At 72.9% G+C, this 15585-nt stretch carries 13 protein-coding genes and 1 pseudogene; 12 read left to right on the top strand and 2 right to left on the bottom strand.

From position 1 onward, the window contains the following. Positions 1-78 precede the first annotated feature (78 nt). Positions 79-678: an HNH endonuclease gene (locus tag ACFP3V_RS00700; RefSeq protein ID WP_380578487.1), complete on the bottom strand. Its 600-nt coding sequence runs from the start codon at positions 676-678 to the stop codon at positions 79-81. A 196-nt stretch (positions 679-874) separates the two neighbouring features. On the opposite strand from ACFP3V_RS00700, the gene ACFP3V_RS00705 reads away from it, so the two are divergent. After that, positions 875-1900 (top strand): mechanosensitive ion channel family protein, encoded by a 1026-nt coding sequence (locus ACFP3V_RS00705; RefSeq protein ID WP_380578489.1) that lies wholly within the window; start codon positions 875-877, stop codon positions 1898-1900. A 7-nt stretch (positions 1901-1907) separates the two neighbouring features. Here ACFP3V_RS00705 and ACFP3V_RS00710 read toward each other — a convergent pair whose 3' ends face one another. Next, positions 1908-2663: a DUF6159 family protein gene (locus tag ACFP3V_RS00710; protein WP_380578491.1), complete on the bottom strand. Its 756-nt coding sequence runs from the start codon at positions 2661-2663 to the stop codon at positions 1908-1910. A 129-nt stretch (positions 2664-2792) separates the two neighbouring features. Between ACFP3V_RS00710 and ACFP3V_RS00715 the strand changes: the two genes are divergently transcribed. The 11 genes and pseudogenes from ACFP3V_RS00715 to ACFP3V_RS00765 all read left to right on the top strand — a co-directional run. Next, entirely contained in the window at positions 2793-3860 is a 1068-nt protein-coding gene (locus ACFP3V_RS00715; RefSeq protein WP_380578493.1) for an ABC-2 transporter permease, read from the top strand. A 159-nt stretch (positions 3861-4019) separates the two neighbouring features. Then, positions 4020-5222, top strand: a complete 1203-nt coding sequence (locus ACFP3V_RS00720) for an ROK family transcriptional regulator (protein WP_380578495.1) — start codon at positions 4020-4022, stop codon at positions 5220-5222. A gap of 197 nt (positions 5223-5419) precedes the next feature. Further along, positions 5420-6769, top strand: a complete 1350-nt coding sequence (locus ACFP3V_RS00725) for an ABC transporter substrate-binding protein (RefSeq protein ID WP_380578542.1) — start codon at positions 5420-5422, stop codon at positions 6767-6769. Positions 6770-6862: 93 nt separating this feature from the next. Beyond that, positions 6863-7828 carry a carbohydrate ABC transporter permease gene (locus ACFP3V_RS00730; protein WP_380578497.1) on the top strand — a complete coding sequence of 322 codons (966 nt, stop codon included), beginning with the start codon at positions 6863-6865 and terminating at the stop codon, positions 7826-7828. Positions 7829-7842: 14 nt separating this feature from the next. Beyond that, entirely contained in the window at positions 7843-8751 is a 909-nt protein-coding gene (locus ACFP3V_RS00735) for a carbohydrate ABC transporter permease (RefSeq protein ID WP_380578499.1), read from the top strand. After that, positions 8751-10016, top strand: a complete 1266-nt coding sequence (locus ACFP3V_RS00740; RefSeq protein ID WP_380578501.1) for a 6-phospho-beta-glucosidase — start codon at positions 8751-8753, stop codon at positions 10014-10016. Before ACFP3V_RS00735 ends, ACFP3V_RS00740 begins: the two co-directional genes overlap by 1 nt. Next, positions 10007-11137, top strand: coding sequence for an N-acetylglucosamine kinase (locus ACFP3V_RS00745; protein WP_380578503.1), 1131 nt, complete (start codon positions 10007-10009; stop codon positions 11135-11137). The genes ACFP3V_RS00740 and ACFP3V_RS00745 overlap by 10 nt, the downstream gene beginning before the upstream one ends. A gap of 169 nt (positions 11138-11306) precedes the next feature. Further along, positions 11307-12647: a hypothetical protein gene (locus ACFP3V_RS00750; RefSeq protein WP_380578505.1), complete on the top strand. Its 1341-nt coding sequence runs from the start codon at positions 11307-11309 to the stop codon at positions 12645-12647. Positions 12648-12891: 244 nt separating this feature from the next. Then, the gene (locus tag ACFP3V_RS00755; protein ID WP_380578507.1) at positions 12892-13638 is read left to right on the top strand and encodes a glutamate ABC transporter substrate-binding protein; all 747 of its coding nucleotides are present in this window, start codon (positions 12892-12894) and stop codon (positions 13636-13638) included. An 81-nt stretch (positions 13639-13719) separates the two neighbouring features. Next, entirely contained in the window at positions 13720-15006 is a 1287-nt protein-coding gene (locus tag ACFP3V_RS00760) for a hypothetical protein (protein ID WP_380578509.1), read from the top strand. A gap of 55 nt (positions 15007-15061) precedes the next feature. Beyond that, positions 15062-15585: pseudogene (locus ACFP3V_RS00765) on the top strand (hypothetical protein); the annotation flags it as partial.

The following is a 15585-nucleotide window of genomic DNA, read 5'->3' on the forward strand; positions in this document are numbered from 1 at the left end:
GTGGTGCGTTGCTCGCGCGGCCCGCGCCCCTGGCGCGTCGGTGCAACTACAGCAAGAAGCCCCGGGATCCGTGGTGCGCTAGGCGCATCGATCGGCCGGGGCTCCTGGGGAGAGCGGGGCGTCGGCTGGTTGGGAGGGCAGGCCCGACCGCCCCGCCCCCATATGGGCGAGCTCCTCGGCCGTGCCGTACGGCTCCAGGTACGGGCGCCAGCGTGGGTCCCGGTGTCCGGTCCCGATGATCCGCCAGGCCAGGCCGGTCGGGGGCGCGGGCGGGCGCTTCATCCGCCAGCCGAGGTCGGCCAGGTGCCGGTCGGCCTTGACGTGGTTGCAGCGGCGGCAGGCCGCCACCACGTTGTCCCAGGCGTGCTGTCCGCCCCGGCTGCGCGGGATCACGTGGTCGACGCTGGTGGCGACGCCCCCGCAGTAGACGCAGCGTCCGCCGTCGCGCGCGAACAGCGCCCGGCGGGTGAGCGGGACCGGTCCCTTGTAGGGGATGCGGACGAAACGGGTCAGTCGGACGACCGACGGCGCCGAGATGGCGCTGGTGGCGCTGTGCATGAGTACCCCGGTGTCCTCCAGGCTGACTGCCTTCTTGTCGAGGACCAGCACCAGGGCGCGTCGTAGGGACACGACGCCGAGCGGTTCGTAGGACGCGTTCAGGACCAGGACATGTGCCACGAGGGCCTCCCTTGCGCCGACGGCACGTGGCTCGTGCCGGGACGAAACAGCGATCTCCCACAGTGTCACCGCAGGCCACACTCCCGCGCCAGCACTCCGGGTGATCGGAGGGAGTGTGTCCTCCCCCACACTGGTGATGCCCAAGGTGACGCCCTGTCACGCCGACGGATCTTCCACCCTCGGTACCCTGGCGGCCATGGACCGCACCGCGCAGACCGCAACGCAGAACGCCGACCAGGCCGTGAGCTACCTCAGCTCCCACTGGGAGGGCTGGCTCTACGGGGGCCTGCGGATCCTGTTCATCCTGGCCGCGGCCCTGGTCATCCGGGCCGTGGTGCTGAAGGTCATCGACAAGGCGGTCGGCCGGATGGCCTCCGGCGGGTCGGCCGGCTCCTCCGGCACGCTGATCAACGGGCTGCTCGCCAACGCCGAGCGGCGCCGGCAGCGCTCCCAGGCGATGGGTTCGGTGCTGCGCAGCGTGGCGTCCTTCGTGATCCTCGGCACAGCGGCGATCACGATCCTGCCGATCCTCGGGATCGACCTGGCCCCGCTGCTCGCGAGCGCGGGTGTGGCCGGCGTCGCGGTCGGTTTCGGCGCGCGGAACCTGGTGACGGACTTCCTCTCCGGCGTCTTCATGATCATGGAGGACCAGTACGGCGTCGGCGACCAGATCGACACCGGCGTGGCCACCGGCACCGTGCTGGAGGTGGGCCTGCGGGTGACCAAGCTGCGCGGGCAGGGCGGCGAGATCTGGTACATCCGCAACGGCGAGGTGAAGCGGATCGCGAACATGAGCCAGGGCTGGGCCACGGCGAACGTGGAGGTCCCGGTGCACTACGACTCCGACCTCGACCTGGTCGAGCGGCTGATCCTGGCCGCCGGCGAGGAGATGGGCAAGGAGGACGAGTGGAGCGAGCTGCTCTGGGAGCCGGTGAAGATCCTGGGGGTGGACTCGCTGGCCGGGGACGCGGTGCTGCTGCACGTCCAGGCCAAGACCCAGCCGGGCAAGTCGCTGTCCGTGGCCCGGGAGCTGCGCCGCCGGATCAAGCTGGCCCTCGACGCCGAGGGCATCCGCCTGGCCGGCGCTCCGGAACTGCCGGACACTCCCGAATCGGTCCCCGCCCCGCGCCCCGCCGTGGAGATCGCCGCGCCCTCCGCCCTCGCGGACCCCAACTCGGCCCAGTCCCGGACCGCGAGCCCGCTCCCCTCGGACAAGCCCTGAGGGTCCGTCAGTCCCCGGCCACCGCGCGGCGGTAGAGCGCAACCCGGTAGGTGGCGGTCGCCGCGGCCTGGCACAGCCCGGTGAGCAGCAGCAGGAGGACGACGCCCGCCGCCACGGCGGCCATGACCGCCGGGTCGTCGGTCTCGACCGCCAGGACCAGGGCCGCCAGCGCGGCCAGGCCCACCAGGATGGTGGTGATCCACACGCGCAGGGTGCCCGTCACCCAGCGGCCGACCTGCCTGCGGCCGAGGACCAGCGAACGGCGCAGCCCCGAGACGAGGCCGGCCCCTTCCAGCACCAGGACCGGGACGGCGAAAAAGGTCAGCAGGGACCAGGAGAGGCCCAACAGCTCGAACACCACGCTGAGCCCTGCCGTGTTCTCCAGCACCCGGAGCATGCTGCCGAGCACGGCGGCCAGCAGCGTCCAGGCGGTCAGCACGGGGAGCCGGCGCCCTGCGGCGGCCAGGGAGACGCGCAGCGGCTCCCTGGAGCCGTCCAGCAGCCGGTGCACGGAGTGCTGCAGGCTCGCCGAGACGTAGGTGTTGACGCATGCGAGCACCACGAGCACCGCCCCCAGGACAGTGGCGTCGCCGGGCGTGAGGTGATGGCCCGCGCGCAGTCGCTCCCAGGCACCGTGCAGCGGGAGCGAGACTGCGACCGTCAGGACGACCGCGTAGGCGGCCAGGCCGAGCAGGGGGAAGCCGAGCAACCCGGGGCGCGTGTACAGCACCTTCGCCGCCGTTCTGATCACACCGTCCGCCATGCCCGCCCCTGTCCCGCCCGTGCGCCGGAGGGCTGTTCTACACGAAGGTTGGGTCCGTGCCGAGTTTCGTTGTAAAGTACAACTTAGAGAATAGTTGTAAATACCAATGATGATGCGAAGGTCGCCCGCATGTCTGCCTCACCGTCCCACCACGCCGCCGCGCCCGTCCCGCAGCGGGTCGTGCTGCGGCACGTGCTCACCCACCTGGTCATGCCGCTGCTCATGTGCGTCGGCATGGGCCTGGCCTACCTCGGCGCGTTCCACGCGCCGAAGCCGAACCACCTCGGCGTGGCGGTGGTCGGCAGCACCCCGCAGGTGCAGGTGCTGGCGCAGACGCTGAAGGACAAGGCCGGCAGCGGACTCGACGTCACCACCGTGGCGGACCAGGCCACCGCGCGGCACGAGCTGATGAACCGTCAGCTGGTCGGCGCCTACGTGCCGGACTCCGCGACGCCGACGCTGCTGGTGGCCTCCGCCAACTCGGACACCTCGGCGACCGCCGCCGAGAAGGTGTTCACCGCCGTCGCCGCGCAGACCGCGGACCGGCCGCTGACCGTCACCGAACTGACCCCGCTCGCCTCCGGCGACCCGACCGGGCAGGGGCTGTTCTTCCTCCTGGTCGCGGTGAGCATCGGCTCCTACGCGAGTGTCGCGGTGATCGGCGGCGCGGGCGGCGTGCTGCGGATGCGCGTGCGCGGACTGCTCGTCCTCGGCGCCTCGCTCGTCGTCAGCCTGATCGGCCTGCTGCTCGCGGGCCCGGTGTTCCACCTCGTGGACCACGACCTGGCCGCCGTCTGGGCGCTGTCCTGGGCGTACTCGGCGGGCGTCATGGCCGTCGGCACCGCCCTGCACACCTTCCTGGGCCGGTGGACCACGCTGGGCACGATGCTGCTGTTCGTCATGCTCAACTTCACCTCCTCCGGCGGCATCTACCGCCCCGACCTGCAGAACGGCTTCTTCGGCAGCCTGCACGCCTTCTGGAACGGGGCCGGCTTCCTGGAGGGCGCGCGCAACGCGGTCTACTTCGACGGGCGCGGCGGCCTGGCCGGGAACGTGCTGACGCTGGCGGTCTGGCTGGTGGTGGGCGCGGCCTTCATGGGCGTCGCCTCGCTCGCCGAGAAGCGGCGCCGCCCGCTGGCCGCCCCGGAGACGCCGGCCGAGCGCGAGGAGGAGCTGGAAGAAGCGGTGGCGGCCTGATCCGCGGTCGACCCGACGGCCCCCGCGGCCGGGAGACGAGGTAACACTTCGGTCTCCTCGGCCCCGGGGGCCGTCCGCATGCATTGACAGCCGCCCGGGCGTCGCCGTACGTTCCTCCCACCGTTAGGAAACTTTCCTATTAGTGGAGCGACGACGCCCATGGCCACCAGCCCCGCACAGCCCGGCACGCCGAGCCTGCTGCGCGCGATCAACGACCGCGCCGCCCTCGAACTGCTGCTGGAGCAGGGGCCGTTGTCGCGCAGTCAGCTCGGCGCGCTGACCGGCCTGTCCAAGCCCACCGCCTCGCAGCTGCTGGCCCGGCTGGAGCAGGCGGGGCTGGTCGTCCCGGTCGGCACCACCGCCGGACGGCCCGGGCCCGGAGCGCAGCTGTACGAGATCAACCGCAGCGCCGCCCACGTGGCCGGGATGGACGTCACCCCGGCCCGGATCCGGGTGGCGGTCGCGGACCTCACGGGGCAGGTCGTCGGGGAGCACCGGCTGGCGACGCCCGGCCGCAGCGCCGCCGGCACGGTGGAGCGGGTGGCCGAGGCCCTGGACGCGGCCTGCGCCGGTGCCGGGCTCGCCCGTGACGCCGTGAAGCAGCTGGTCATCGGCACCCCGGGCGCCCTCGACCCGGCCGACGGCAAGCTGCGCTACGCCCCGCACCTGCCCGGCTGGCACTCCCCCACGCTGCTCGCGGACCTGGCCTCGGGGCTGGGCCTGCCGGTCGCGGTGGAGAACGACGTCAATCTGGCCGCCGTCGCCGAGCAGCGGCTCGGCGCGGCACAGGGGGTGGACGACTTCGTCCTGCTGTGGGCGGAGGAGGGCGTCGGCGCGGCCGTCGTCATCGCCGGGCGCCTGCACCGCGGCCACACGGGCGGCGCGGGCGAGGTCGGCTACATGCCGCTGCCCGGCGCCCCGCTGATCAAGAACGTCCGCCGGGAGAACTCCGGCGGCTTCCAGGAGCTGGCCGGCGCCCCCGCCGTGCTGGCCCTGGCCCGTGAGCACCGGGTCGGCGACCGCACCGCCGCCGAGGCCGTGGCCAGGGCCCGGGAACTGGCGGAGCGTCAGGACCCGGCCGGTGCGCAGGTGCTGCGGACGCTGGCCCAGCGGCTGGCGACGGGGCTGGCCGCGATCGTCGCCGTCGTCGATCCGGAGCTGGTCCTGCTCAGCGGCGACATCCCGACCGCGGGCGGCGAACCGCTGCGCGCGGCGGTCGCCGAGGAGCTGACCGGGCTCGCCGTGCCCCGGCCCCGGCTGCTGCTGAGCGCCCTCGGCGCGGCAGGCGGCTCCCCGGTGGTCGCCGGGGGGCTGCAGACGGCCCTCGCGACGGTGCGGGAGCAGGTCTTCACCACGGCGTAGCACGCATCCCACGATTCCACGAACTCCCGGTCCGGACACGGCACTTGTGCCGGGCCGCGGCCCAGCACAGCCTCCGGCGCCCCGGCGCCGCCCGCACCACGCACACCCAGGCACCCCCGCACCAGTCATCCGGCCGAACCTCAGGCGGGCAAGGACGCCCGCGACCCCACAGGAGGACCACCGTGAGCACCCGTCAGATCCCCGGCAGAAGCCGCCGCACCGCCGCGGCCATAGCCGTCTCCGCCACGCTCGCGCTGACCGCCGCCGCCTGCACCGGCAGCAGCGGGGGCGGCCAGGGCAGCACCGGCAGCTCCAGCGCCCCGGTCACCATCACCTTCTGGCACGGCTGGAGCCAGGCGAACGAGCTCAAGGCGATCAACGACAACATCGCCGCTTTTGAGAAGTCGCACCCGAACATCAAGGTCAAGGCCGTCGCCAACGTCACCGACGACAAGATCAACCAGGCGCTGCGGGCGGGCGGCGACCAGGCTCCGGACGTCGTGTCCTCCTTCTCCACCAACAACGTCGGCGGCTTCTGCAAGACCGGCGAGTGGGTGAACCTGGACCCGTTCCTGCAGAAGGACGGCATCGACAAGGCCAAGACCTACTCGGCCGCGATGCTCAACTACACGTCCTACAACGGCGACCAGTGCGCGCTGCCGCTGCTCGGGGACGCCTACGGCCTGTACTACAACACCGACATGTTCAAGGCGGCCGGCATCGCCTCCCCGCCGAAGACCTGGAGCGAGTTCCAGGCCGACGCCGTCAAGCTGACCAAGCAGACCGCCTCCGGCTACGCGCAGCTCGGCTTCATGCCGCTCTACCACGGCTACGAGACCACCACCGAGCACTACGCCGCCCAGTTCAGCCCGACCTGGTTCGACTCGGCCGGCAAGTCGAACATCGCCAAGGACCCGGCCTTCGCGGCCGCGCTCAAGGAGCAGAAGACGCTGGTCGACGCGCTCGGCGGGTACAAGAAGCTGGACAAGTACCGCACCTCCTTCGGCGACGAGTTCAGCGCCAAGAACCCGTTCGAGACCGGTCAGGTGGCCATGGCCCTGGACGGCGAGTGGCGGGTCTCGATGATCAAGAGCGACGGTGCCAAGGTCAACTACGCGACGGCCCCGCTCCCGGTCCCGGACGGGCAGGCCGACAAGTACGGCATCGGCTACCAGACCGGCACCATCATCGGCATCGCCTCCACCAGCAAGAAGCAGGCCGCCGCCTGGGAGTTCCTCAAGTACCTGACCACGGACACGCACGCGGTGGTGTCCTTCGCCAACGCCATCTCCAACGTGCCCAGCACGCTGGCCGGCCTGCAGTCGCCCGACCTGGTGAAGACCCCGCAGTTCCAGACCTTCCTGGATGTGGCCGCCAACCCGGGCAGCAACACCACCCCGGCCGCCCCCAACGGCGCCGCGTACATCACCACCTACCAGAACCTCGGCTACAAGTACGAGTCCGGCCAGATCAGCGACGCGGGCCTGGCCAAGGCGCTGACGGACACCGCCAACCAGATCGACACGGACCTCGCCCAGGCCAGGTGAGGCCGCTCCGAGTGATCCGCCCCGGTGGCCCGGCGCTCCCCCGCCGGGCCACCGGCTCCGCCCGAACTCCCCTCCCCCGGTGGTGACTCCGCGATGGCAACCGCTGCGCCGACCCCGAACCGCACCCCGCCCGCCCTGCGCCGCAAGCGCCGCAAGGAGCTGGCGACCGCGGTCGGCTTCCTGTCCCCCTGGCTGATCGGGTTCTGCGTCTTCTTCGCCTACCCGCTGATCTCCACGGTCTACTTCAGCCTCACCCACTACGACGGCTTCAACCCGCCGAGCTACGTGGGCTTCAAGAACTACGACTACGTCGTCACCAAGTTCCCCTTCTTCTGGCAGGCGGTGCGCAACACCGCCTGGCTGGTGGCGGTGATGGTGACGCTGCGCACCGTCTTCGGCATCGGCATCGGCCTGCTGATCACGAAGATCAAGACCGGTGCGGGCTTCTTCCGCACCGCCTTCTACCTGCCCTACCTCGCCCCGCCGGTGGCCGCGACGATCGCCTTCGCGTTCCTGCTCAACCCCGGCACCGGGCCCGTCAACCACCTGCTCGGCCAGCTCGGCCTGCCGCAGCCGGGCTGGTTCAACGACCCGAACTGGTCCAAGCCCTCGCTGGTGCTGCTGGGCCTGTGGGGCATCGGCGACCTGATGGTCATCTTCATGGCCGCGCTGCTGGACGTGCCCACCGAGCAGTACGAGGCGGCGTCGCTCGACGGCGCGAGCCCGTTCCAGAAGTTCCGCTTCGTCACGCTGCCGAACATCCGGCCGATCATCATGTTCGCGGTGATCACCGGCATCATCCAGACGCTGCAGTACTACACCCAGGCGATCATCGCCGGGCAGGTGGCCTCCGGCGTCGTCGGCAACTCCGGCCAGCAGTTCGAGCCCGGCTTCCCCGACGGCTCCACCTGGACCGTGCCCCAACTCGTCTACAACATCGGCTTCCAGCGCTTCGACTACGGCTCCGCCTGCGTGGTGTCCATCCTGCTCTTCGTCGTCGCCATGGCCTGCACCGCCCTGCTGATGCGCCGCCGCGCCGGCCTCATGGGCGAGGACTGAGGGAGTGACCGACCATGAGTGACACACTGACCCTGACCACCTCGCCCAGCCGCGGCGACGCCCCCTCCGCCTCCGACGCCGCCTGGCGCCGCGCCCGGCGCCGCCGCGCCCTGGAGTGGATCGCCGTCCACTCGGTGGGCATCGCCGTCGCGCTGCTGTTCCTGCTGCCCTTCGTCTTCGTCTTCCTCACCTCGGTGATGACGGACGGTCAGGCGCTGACCAACAGCTACTGGCCCCAGCACTGGGCCTGGAGCAACTACAAGAACGTCTTCGACGTGCCCGGGTTCGGCACCTGGTGGAAGAACAGCGTCGAGTACGCCGTGCTGGGCACCGTGCTGACCGTGGTCTCCTCGGTCCCCGTCGCCTACGCCCTGGCCAAGTTCCGGTTCCCGGGCCGGCGGTTGGCGATGATCCTGGTGATCTCGATGATGATGCTGCCGCCGCAGGTCATCGTCATCCCGATGTACCTGTTCTGGGCCAAGCAGATGCACCTGGACGGCACGCTGTGGCCGCTGATCATCCCCATGGCCTTCGGCGACGCCTTCTCCATCTTCCTGCTGCGCCAGTTCCTGCTGACCATCCCCAAGGAGTACCTGGACGCCGCGAAGGTCGACGGCTGCGGCGAACTGCGCACCCTGTTCCGGGTCGTGCTGCCGATGGCCCGGCCGGCCATCTCGGCGGTGGCGCTGTTCCAGTTCTTCTACTGCTGGAACGACTACTTCGGGCCGCAGATCTACGCCTCCGACAACCCGGCCGCCTGGACGCTCTCCTACGGACTGCAGTCCTTCCACGGGGCCCACCACACCAACTGGAACCTGCAGATGGCCGCGACCATGCTCGTCATGGCCCCCGTCATCGTCGTGTTCTTCTTCGCGCAAAAGGCCTTCATCGAAGGCGTGACACTGACAGGAGTGAAGGGCTGATGGGCCTCAAGCTGGTAGTCGTGGGCGGAGGTTCCACCTACACCCCCGAGCTCGTCGACGGCTTCGCCCGGCTGCGCGACTCGCTCCCGATCGGCGAACTGGTCCTGGTGGACCCGGCGGCCGAGCGCCTGGAACTGATCGGCGGCCTCGCCCGCAGGATCTTCGCCCGCCAGGGCCACCCGGGGACCGTCACCACGACCGGCGACCTGGAGGCCGCGGTGGACGGCGCGGACGCCGTGCTGCTGCAGCTGCGGGTCGGCGGGCAGGCGGCCCGCAACCAGGACGAGACCTGGCCGCTGGAGTGCGGCTGCGTCGGCCAGGAGACGACCGGGGCGGGCGGCCTGGCCAAGGCGCTGCGCACCGTCCCCCTGGTCCTCGACATCGCCGAGCGGGTGCGCCGGGCCAACCCGGACGCCTGGATCGTCGACTTCACCAACCCCGTCGGCATCGTCACCCGGGCCCTGCTGACGCACGGTCACCGGGCCGTCGGCCTGTGCAACGTGGCCATCGGCTTCCAGCGGAAGTTCGCCGCGCTGCTCGGGGTGGCACCGGAACGGGTGGCCCTGGACCATGTCGGACTCAACCACCTGACCTGGGAGCGGGGCGTTCGGCTGGACGGCGTGGACGTCCTGCCGAAGCTGCTCGCCGAGCACGGCGCGGCGATCGCCTCGGACCTGCACCTGCCCGACGGGCTGGTCCGGCGGCTCGGCGTGGTCCCCTCCTACTACCTGCGCTACTTCTACGAACACGACGCCGTGGTGCGGGAGTTGCGCGAGCAGGGCTCGCGGGCGAGCGAGGTGGCGGCGATCGAGAAGCAGCTGCTGGAGCTGTACGCCGACCCGGCGCTGGACGAGAAGCCCGAGCTGCTCGGCAAGCGCGGCGGCGCCTTCTACAGCGAGGCGGCGGTGCAGCTGGCGGCTTCGCTGCTGGGCACGGACGGGTCGGTGAGCGAGCAGGTCGTCAACGTGTTCAACCGCGGCACGCTGCCGTTCCTCCCGGACGACGCGGTGATCGAGGTCGCCGCGTCGGTCTCCTCGGCCGGGGCCGTCCCGCTCCCGGTCGCCCCCGTCGAGCCGCTGTACGCCGGCCTCATCGCGCACGTCACCGCCTACGAGCAACTGGCGCTGGAGGCGGCGCTCAAGGGCGGCCGCGACCGCGTCTTCGACGCGCTGCTGGCGCACCCGCTGGTCGGCCAGATCGACCTGGCCGAGCAGTTGACGGACCGTCTGCTCGCGCACAACCACGAGTACCTGGCATGGGCGTGAGCACCGCAGTGGACCTGACCTCCTCCGAACCGGCCGACCCGGCCGGCGCCTCCTCCGGCGCCGCCGAAGTCGGCAACCCGCTCGGCTCCGGCACCGTGGGGGTTGCCGGAACCGAGGCCCTGCGCGGCGTCCTCGCCGTGGACGCGGGCAACAGCAAGACGGACGTGGCGATCGTCGCCGCGGACGGGACCGTCCTCGGCTCGGCCCGCGGCGGCGGCTTCCACCCGCACGTCCACGGCCCGACGGGGGCGGTGGACCGGCTGGCCCCGCTGGTCGCCGCCGCCGCGGCGGCGGCGGGCCTGACCGGCGCCGCCCTGCCGCTGGTCACCCACACCTCCGCCTGCCTCGCCAACGCGGACCTGCCGGTGGAGGAACAGGCCCTGCAGCGCGAGATCGCCGCGCGCGGCTGGTCGCGGACGACGGTCGTCGCCAACGACACCTTCGCCCTGCTGCGCGCCGGGACGGACGCTCCGCGCGGCGTCGCGGTCGTCTGCGGCGCGGGCATCAACGCGGCGGGCCTGCTGCCCGACGGCCGGACGGCGCGCTTCCTCGCCCTCGGCGAGATCACCGGCGACTGGGGCGGCGGGGGCGGCCTGTCCACGCAGGTGATGTGGCACGCGGTACGGGCCGAGGACGGGCGCGGCGCCCCGACCGCCCTGGCCCCGGCCGTCGCCGGCCACTTCGGCCGTCCCAGCGCACTGGCGGTGGCGGAGGCGGTCCACCTCGGCGAGATCGAGCAGGACCGGCTGCACGAACTGGTCCCGGTGCTGTTCCGCTGCGCGGAGGACGGGGACGCCGTGGCCCTGGAGCTGATCGACCGTCAGGCCGAGGAGGTGGCCCGGATGGCCCTGGTCTGCCTGCGCCGGCTGGACCTCCTGGGCACGCCCGCCGACGTCGTCCTGGGCGGCGGCGTGCTGGCGGCCCGTCAGCCCCTGCTGCTCGACCGGGTCAACGCCCGCCTCGCCGCGGACGCCCCGCTGGCCGTCCCCCGCATCACCACCACTCCGCCGGTCGTCGGCGCCGCCCTGCTCGGCCTCGACCACCTCGCGGCCTCCGTCCCCGACCGCCACGACCCCCATGCCCAGCACCGCCTGCGCGCCTCCTACGCGCTGCGGCGCTGACGGGACGACAGCCCCTGCCCCGGCATGCCGCGCGCCCGCCGGGGCGGGCCCTGTGTCACAGCTCCGGATCAATAGCTCAAGATCGCCGCAAGTACCCTGTGGTGCGTCCCGGGCGGCGGCCATACTGCTGCCGGGAGATGGTGGGGAACCGGGGGAAGGGAGGGCCGGGATGGCGACAGTCGTCGGGCCGCCGCGAGTGGGGCGGGGACGGGGCGAGGGGCTGCGGGCGGAGGTCGGGCAGCGGCTGAGCTCCGCGCCCGGGCGGCTGCGGGCCGTCGGGGGCCTGCTGGTCGTCCTGATGGTGGCCTTCGGCGCGCTGACGGCCGTTCAGGTCAGCCAGCGCAGCACCGCCGCGGAGAACGTGCGCACCCACAGCCAGCCGCTCAGCAACGACGCCGCGGAGATCTTCCGGTCGCTCGCGGACGCCGACACCACCGCCGCCACCGGCTTCCTGCAGGCCGGGAGCGAGTCGCAGGCGGTGCGCGCCCGGTACAACTCCGATGTCCAGCGCGCCTCCGCGCTGCTCGCCCAGGCCGCCGCGCGCACGTCCGCGGACGACCCCGGACAGCAGTGGATCACCAAGCTGAACCAGCAACTGCCCTCCTACACCTCCCTGGTCAGCACCGCCGGCAGCTACAACCGGGTCGGCTACCCGCTCGGCGGCGCCTACCTGCGCTTCGCCTCGGCGAACATGCAGCAGGACGGCGGCATGCTGACCCAGGCCCGCGCCCTCTACGACGCCGAGACGGCCCGGCTGCACCGGGACTACGCGGACGCCAAGTCCTTCCCGTGGGCGGCGATCGGCCTCGGCCTGGTCGCCCTGGCGGTGCTGGCCTGGACGCAGTTGCGCCTGTTCCGGCGCACCAACCGGGTGTTCAACCCGGGCCTGGTCACCGCGACGCTGCTGACCCTCGCCGGCCTGCTGTGGCTGACGGCCGGTCAGACCCTGGCCACGCTCTCCCTCTCCGACGCGAACTCCCACGGCTCGGCGCCGCTGCAGATCATCAACACCGCCCGGATCACCGCCCTCCAGTGCCGGGGCGCGGAGAACCTCAACCTGGTGGCCCGCGGCTCCACCACCGACTACGAGGACAGCTGGGAGAAGAAGCTGCAGCCGGCCATGTCCGCCGACCTGTCCCAGGCCCGCGGCGCGACCGGCGGCGACGCCGCCGCGCAGGCGGACCTGAGCGCGGTGTCGACGCAGTGGACCGCCTGGCAGAAGCAGCACGACGCCGCCAAGTCGCTGAACGACGGCGGCGCGTACGACAGGGCGGTGGCCGCCACCATCGGCACCGCGAGCCAGGACCAGGGCACCATCAGCGCCACCTTCAACGCGCTCGACAAGTCCCTGAGCGACGCCGTCCAGCACGAGCAGGCGCAGTTCGCCCAGCATGCCGCCGACGCCCACGACGCCACCTCCGGCCTCGCCGTCGGCGCGGCCGTGCTGGCGGCGCTGGCCGCGCTGGCCGCGGTGCTGGGCATCAACCGCCGGGTGGCGGAGTACCGGTGAGGGGGGATCAGACCATGGGGTTCAGGCGATTCCGCGGCGACCGGGTGGCGGCGCTGNCGGCGCGGCCGGGCTGCTGCTGGGCGCGTTCGCGGCGGCGGACGCGACGGCGGCGGCGGGCCGGCCGCAGGGCCGGGCGCAGGCGCAGGCCCAACCGCGGCTCCCCGCACGGGCGCTGGCGGCGTCCGGGGACGACTGCAGCGGCCAGTCGCTGCGGCCGACGGCGGGCCCGCAGGACGGCCCGAACGTGCAGCGCATCAGGCAGCGCGGACGGCTGATCGCGGGCATCGACACCAACAGCTTCAACTGGGGCTACCGCAACCCGCAGACGGGCGCGCTGACCGGCTTCGACATCGACCTGGTGCACGCCATCGCCAAGGCGCTGCTGGGCGACCCGAACGCGGTGGACTTCCTGGCCGTGCCGACCGCCAAGCGCGTCGAGGCGCTGCAGGACGGCACGGTGGACATCGTGGTCCGCACGATGACCATCAACTGCGAGCGGGCCAAGCAGGTCTCCTTCTCCGCGCCCTACTTCACGGCGGGTCAGCAGGTGGTCGCGCCGGTGGCGGACCAGGGCATCACCGGCTTCGACAGCAGCCTCAAGGGCAAGCGGGTGTGCGCGGCGAGCGGTTCGACGGCCTGGCAGAACTTCGTCGCCGAGAACACGCTGGGGGCGACGCCGGTCCCGGTGGCGAACCAGCTGGACTGCCTGGTGCAGATGCAGTTGGGGAACGTGGACGCCACGGTGACCGACAACGCGCTCGGCGCCGGGCAGGTGGCCCAGGACCCGAGTGTTCACCTGGTGGGCGGTCCGCTCGACACCGAGTACTACGGCGTTGCCGTCAAGCTGGGTTCGGACGACCTGGTGCGGCGGGTCAACGCGGTGCTGGAGCAGTACGCGGCGACGCAGTGGCAGGCGGAGTATGGGAAGTGGCTCAAGCAGAGCATGGGCGGCCGGGACGCGGTCCCGCCGGCTCCGCGCTACCGGGACTGAGGACCGATCTGACAATCTGACGGCGTGACGGCGAAGCGAGTGGACCGAACCGCACTGCACGGCTGCATGGGGGCGTAAGGGATGGCGTTGACGGGACCGACCGGTCCGGTGATGACCCGGGAGGAGGCGGACCGCGCGCTCGCGCGGCTGAGCGCGGAGCGCGAGGCCGTCGAGGCCTCGCTGCTGGCGCTGCAGGACCACCCGGGCCGACGCCTGCTGGAGGGCGCCCGGTTGAGCGGCCGCACCCGGCAGCAGTGGGAGGCGGCGGAGCCCGGGCTCGCGCTGCTGTGGTCCCTCTTCGACACCTACTCGGAGGCGCTGGCGGCCGCCAGGGCGGTGCGCGCCCGCAGGTCCCGTCCCGGGCAGAGTGAGCTGGTCGAGCTGACCGAGCTGCTGCGCGGCGCCGGGGTCACCCTGTCGAGCAGTCAACTCCCGGTCGCCGGGCGCACGCTGACGGCGGGCGTGCGGCTGTCCGAGCAGGTGAGCCTGGTCCAGCTGGTCGACCGGATGAACGACTGGTACGGCCGGATCATGGCCGTCGCCACGGCGGCGGACGCCGTGTGGACCGCGCTGCCGGCCCGGATCGACCTGCTGCTGGCGGAGTTGGGCCGGGTGCAGGCCCTGGCCCGGTCGGTGGGGGTCCTCGTCGGAGAGCACCCGACGGCGGACGCGCTGGACGGCCTGGGGAAGGAACTGGCCGCGCTGCGGGACGAGGTGGTCTGCGACCCGCTGGCGTTCTGGACGCCGAAGCCGACGGGCGCGGACAGCGAGCGGGACCCCGTCCCGGGCGTCGTCGAGACCGGCCGCTACGACCGCGCGGCGCGGGCGGTGGACGACATCCGGCTGGAGCTGGAGGACCTGCTGCGGCTGCGGGACGACGCGGACGAGCGGCTGGAACGGGTCGCCGCCGTGCTCAGCCGGGCGGACGCCACGCTGTCCGAGGCGCGGCGGGCGCGGGGCGAGGTGCTGGCGAAGATAGCCGCCACGGAGGTCCCGGCCGTCCCCGGCCCCGCCACGGCGATGCGGGAGCGGCTGGCCCAGGCGGACCTGCTGCGGCAGCACGGCCAGTGGCACCGGCTGGCCCCGCTGCTGGACACCCTGGAGGCGGCGGCGCAGCGCGAACTGCTGCGCGCCCGGGAGTCTTTGACGGAGGTCACCGCACCGCTCGCGATCCGGGCGGAACTGCGGGGGCGCCTGGACGCGTACAAGGCGATGGCGGCCCGGATGCGGGTGGCCGAGGATCCGGAACTGATCGAGCGCTACGACCAGGCCCGGCGGATGCTCTGGAGCGCCCCCTGCGACCTGCGGGCGGCGGAACAGGCGGTCCTCCGGTACCAGCAGGCGCTGCGACAGGCGGGGCGGGGGTAGAGATGACTTCGGTACGGCGCACGACCACGGCCCGGCACGGGGGGAGGCGGCAACGATGAGCACCACGACGCCCGCGGGCACGCCCTGCAACCGCCCGGACTGCCCGGGCGAGATCGACCCGGACGGCTACTGCACGGAGTGCGGCCTCAGCCCCCTCTCCCCCGCGGCGGCCGCCAGCTCCGCCGCCGCCTCCGGTGCGGCAGCCCACCTGCCCGGCTCCGCCGGGAGCGGCGCGCCCGGCACGGGACTGGGCATCCCGCCGAGCCCGGCCGCAGTTGGCGGCACGTCAGGCCCGGCCGGCGCCTCCGGCGCCGCGTCCGGAGGGACCGCTTACCCCACCGGCTCCATCGGGGCCGGCGCCTCCGGCGCGGCCGGCGGGGGTGCCTTCCCCGGCGGAGCCGCGCACGGAGCGGGAGTTGGCGGCACGTCAGGCGCCGTCGGCGCCCCCGGCGCGGCGGCCCACCTGCCCGGCTCCGCCGGGAGCGGCGCCTTCGGCGCGCCCGGCACGGGACTGGGCATCCCGCCGAGCCCGGCCGCAGTTGGCGGCACGTCAGGCCCGGCCGGCGCCTCCGGCGCCGC

Origin of the sequence: Streptacidiphilus monticola, from assembly GCF_042658505.1 — a bacterium.
GTDB lineage: Bacteria > Actinomycetota > Actinomycetes > Streptomycetales > Streptomycetaceae > Streptacidiphilus > Streptacidiphilus monticola.

Bases quoted from the DNA above. Each gene is read 5' to 3' on its own strand.
- ACFP3V_RS00750 (WP_380578505.1), top strand. From the start codon at position 11,307: ATGGCGACAGTCGTCGGGCCGCCGCGAGTGGGGCGGGGACGGGGCGAG.
- ACFP3V_RS00720 (WP_380578495.1), top strand. From the start codon at position 4,020: ATGGCCACCAGCCCCGCACAGCCCGGCACGCCGAGCCTGCTGCGCGCG.
- ACFP3V_RS00745 (WP_380578503.1), top strand. From the start codon at position 10,007: ATGGGCGTGAGCACCGCAGTGGACCTGACCTCCTCCGAACCGGCCGAC.
- ACFP3V_RS00705 (WP_380578489.1), top strand. From the start codon at position 875: ATGGACCGCACCGCGCAGACCGCAACGCAGAACGCCGACCAGGCCGTG.
- ACFP3V_RS00730 (WP_380578497.1), top strand. From the start codon at position 6,863: ATGGCAACCGCTGCGCCGACCCCGAACCGCACCCCGCCCGCCCTGCGC.
- ACFP3V_RS00735 (WP_380578499.1), top strand. From the start codon at position 7,843: ATGAGTGACACACTGACCCTGACCACCTCGCCCAGCCGCGGCGACGCC.
- ACFP3V_RS00710 (WP_380578491.1), bottom strand. From the start codon at position 2,663: ATGGCGGACGGTGTGATCAGAACGGCGGCGAAGGTGCTGTACACGCGC.
- ACFP3V_RS00760 (WP_380578509.1), top strand. From the start codon at position 13,720: ATGGCGTTGACGGGACCGACCGGTCCGGTGATGACCCGGGAGGAGGCG.
- ACFP3V_RS00740 (WP_380578501.1), top strand. From the start codon at position 8,751: ATGGGCCTCAAGCTGGTAGTCGTGGGCGGAGGTTCCACCTACACCCCC.
- ACFP3V_RS00715 (WP_380578493.1), top strand. From the start codon at position 2,793: ATGTCTGCCTCACCGTCCCACCACGCCGCCGCGCCCGTCCCGCAGCGG.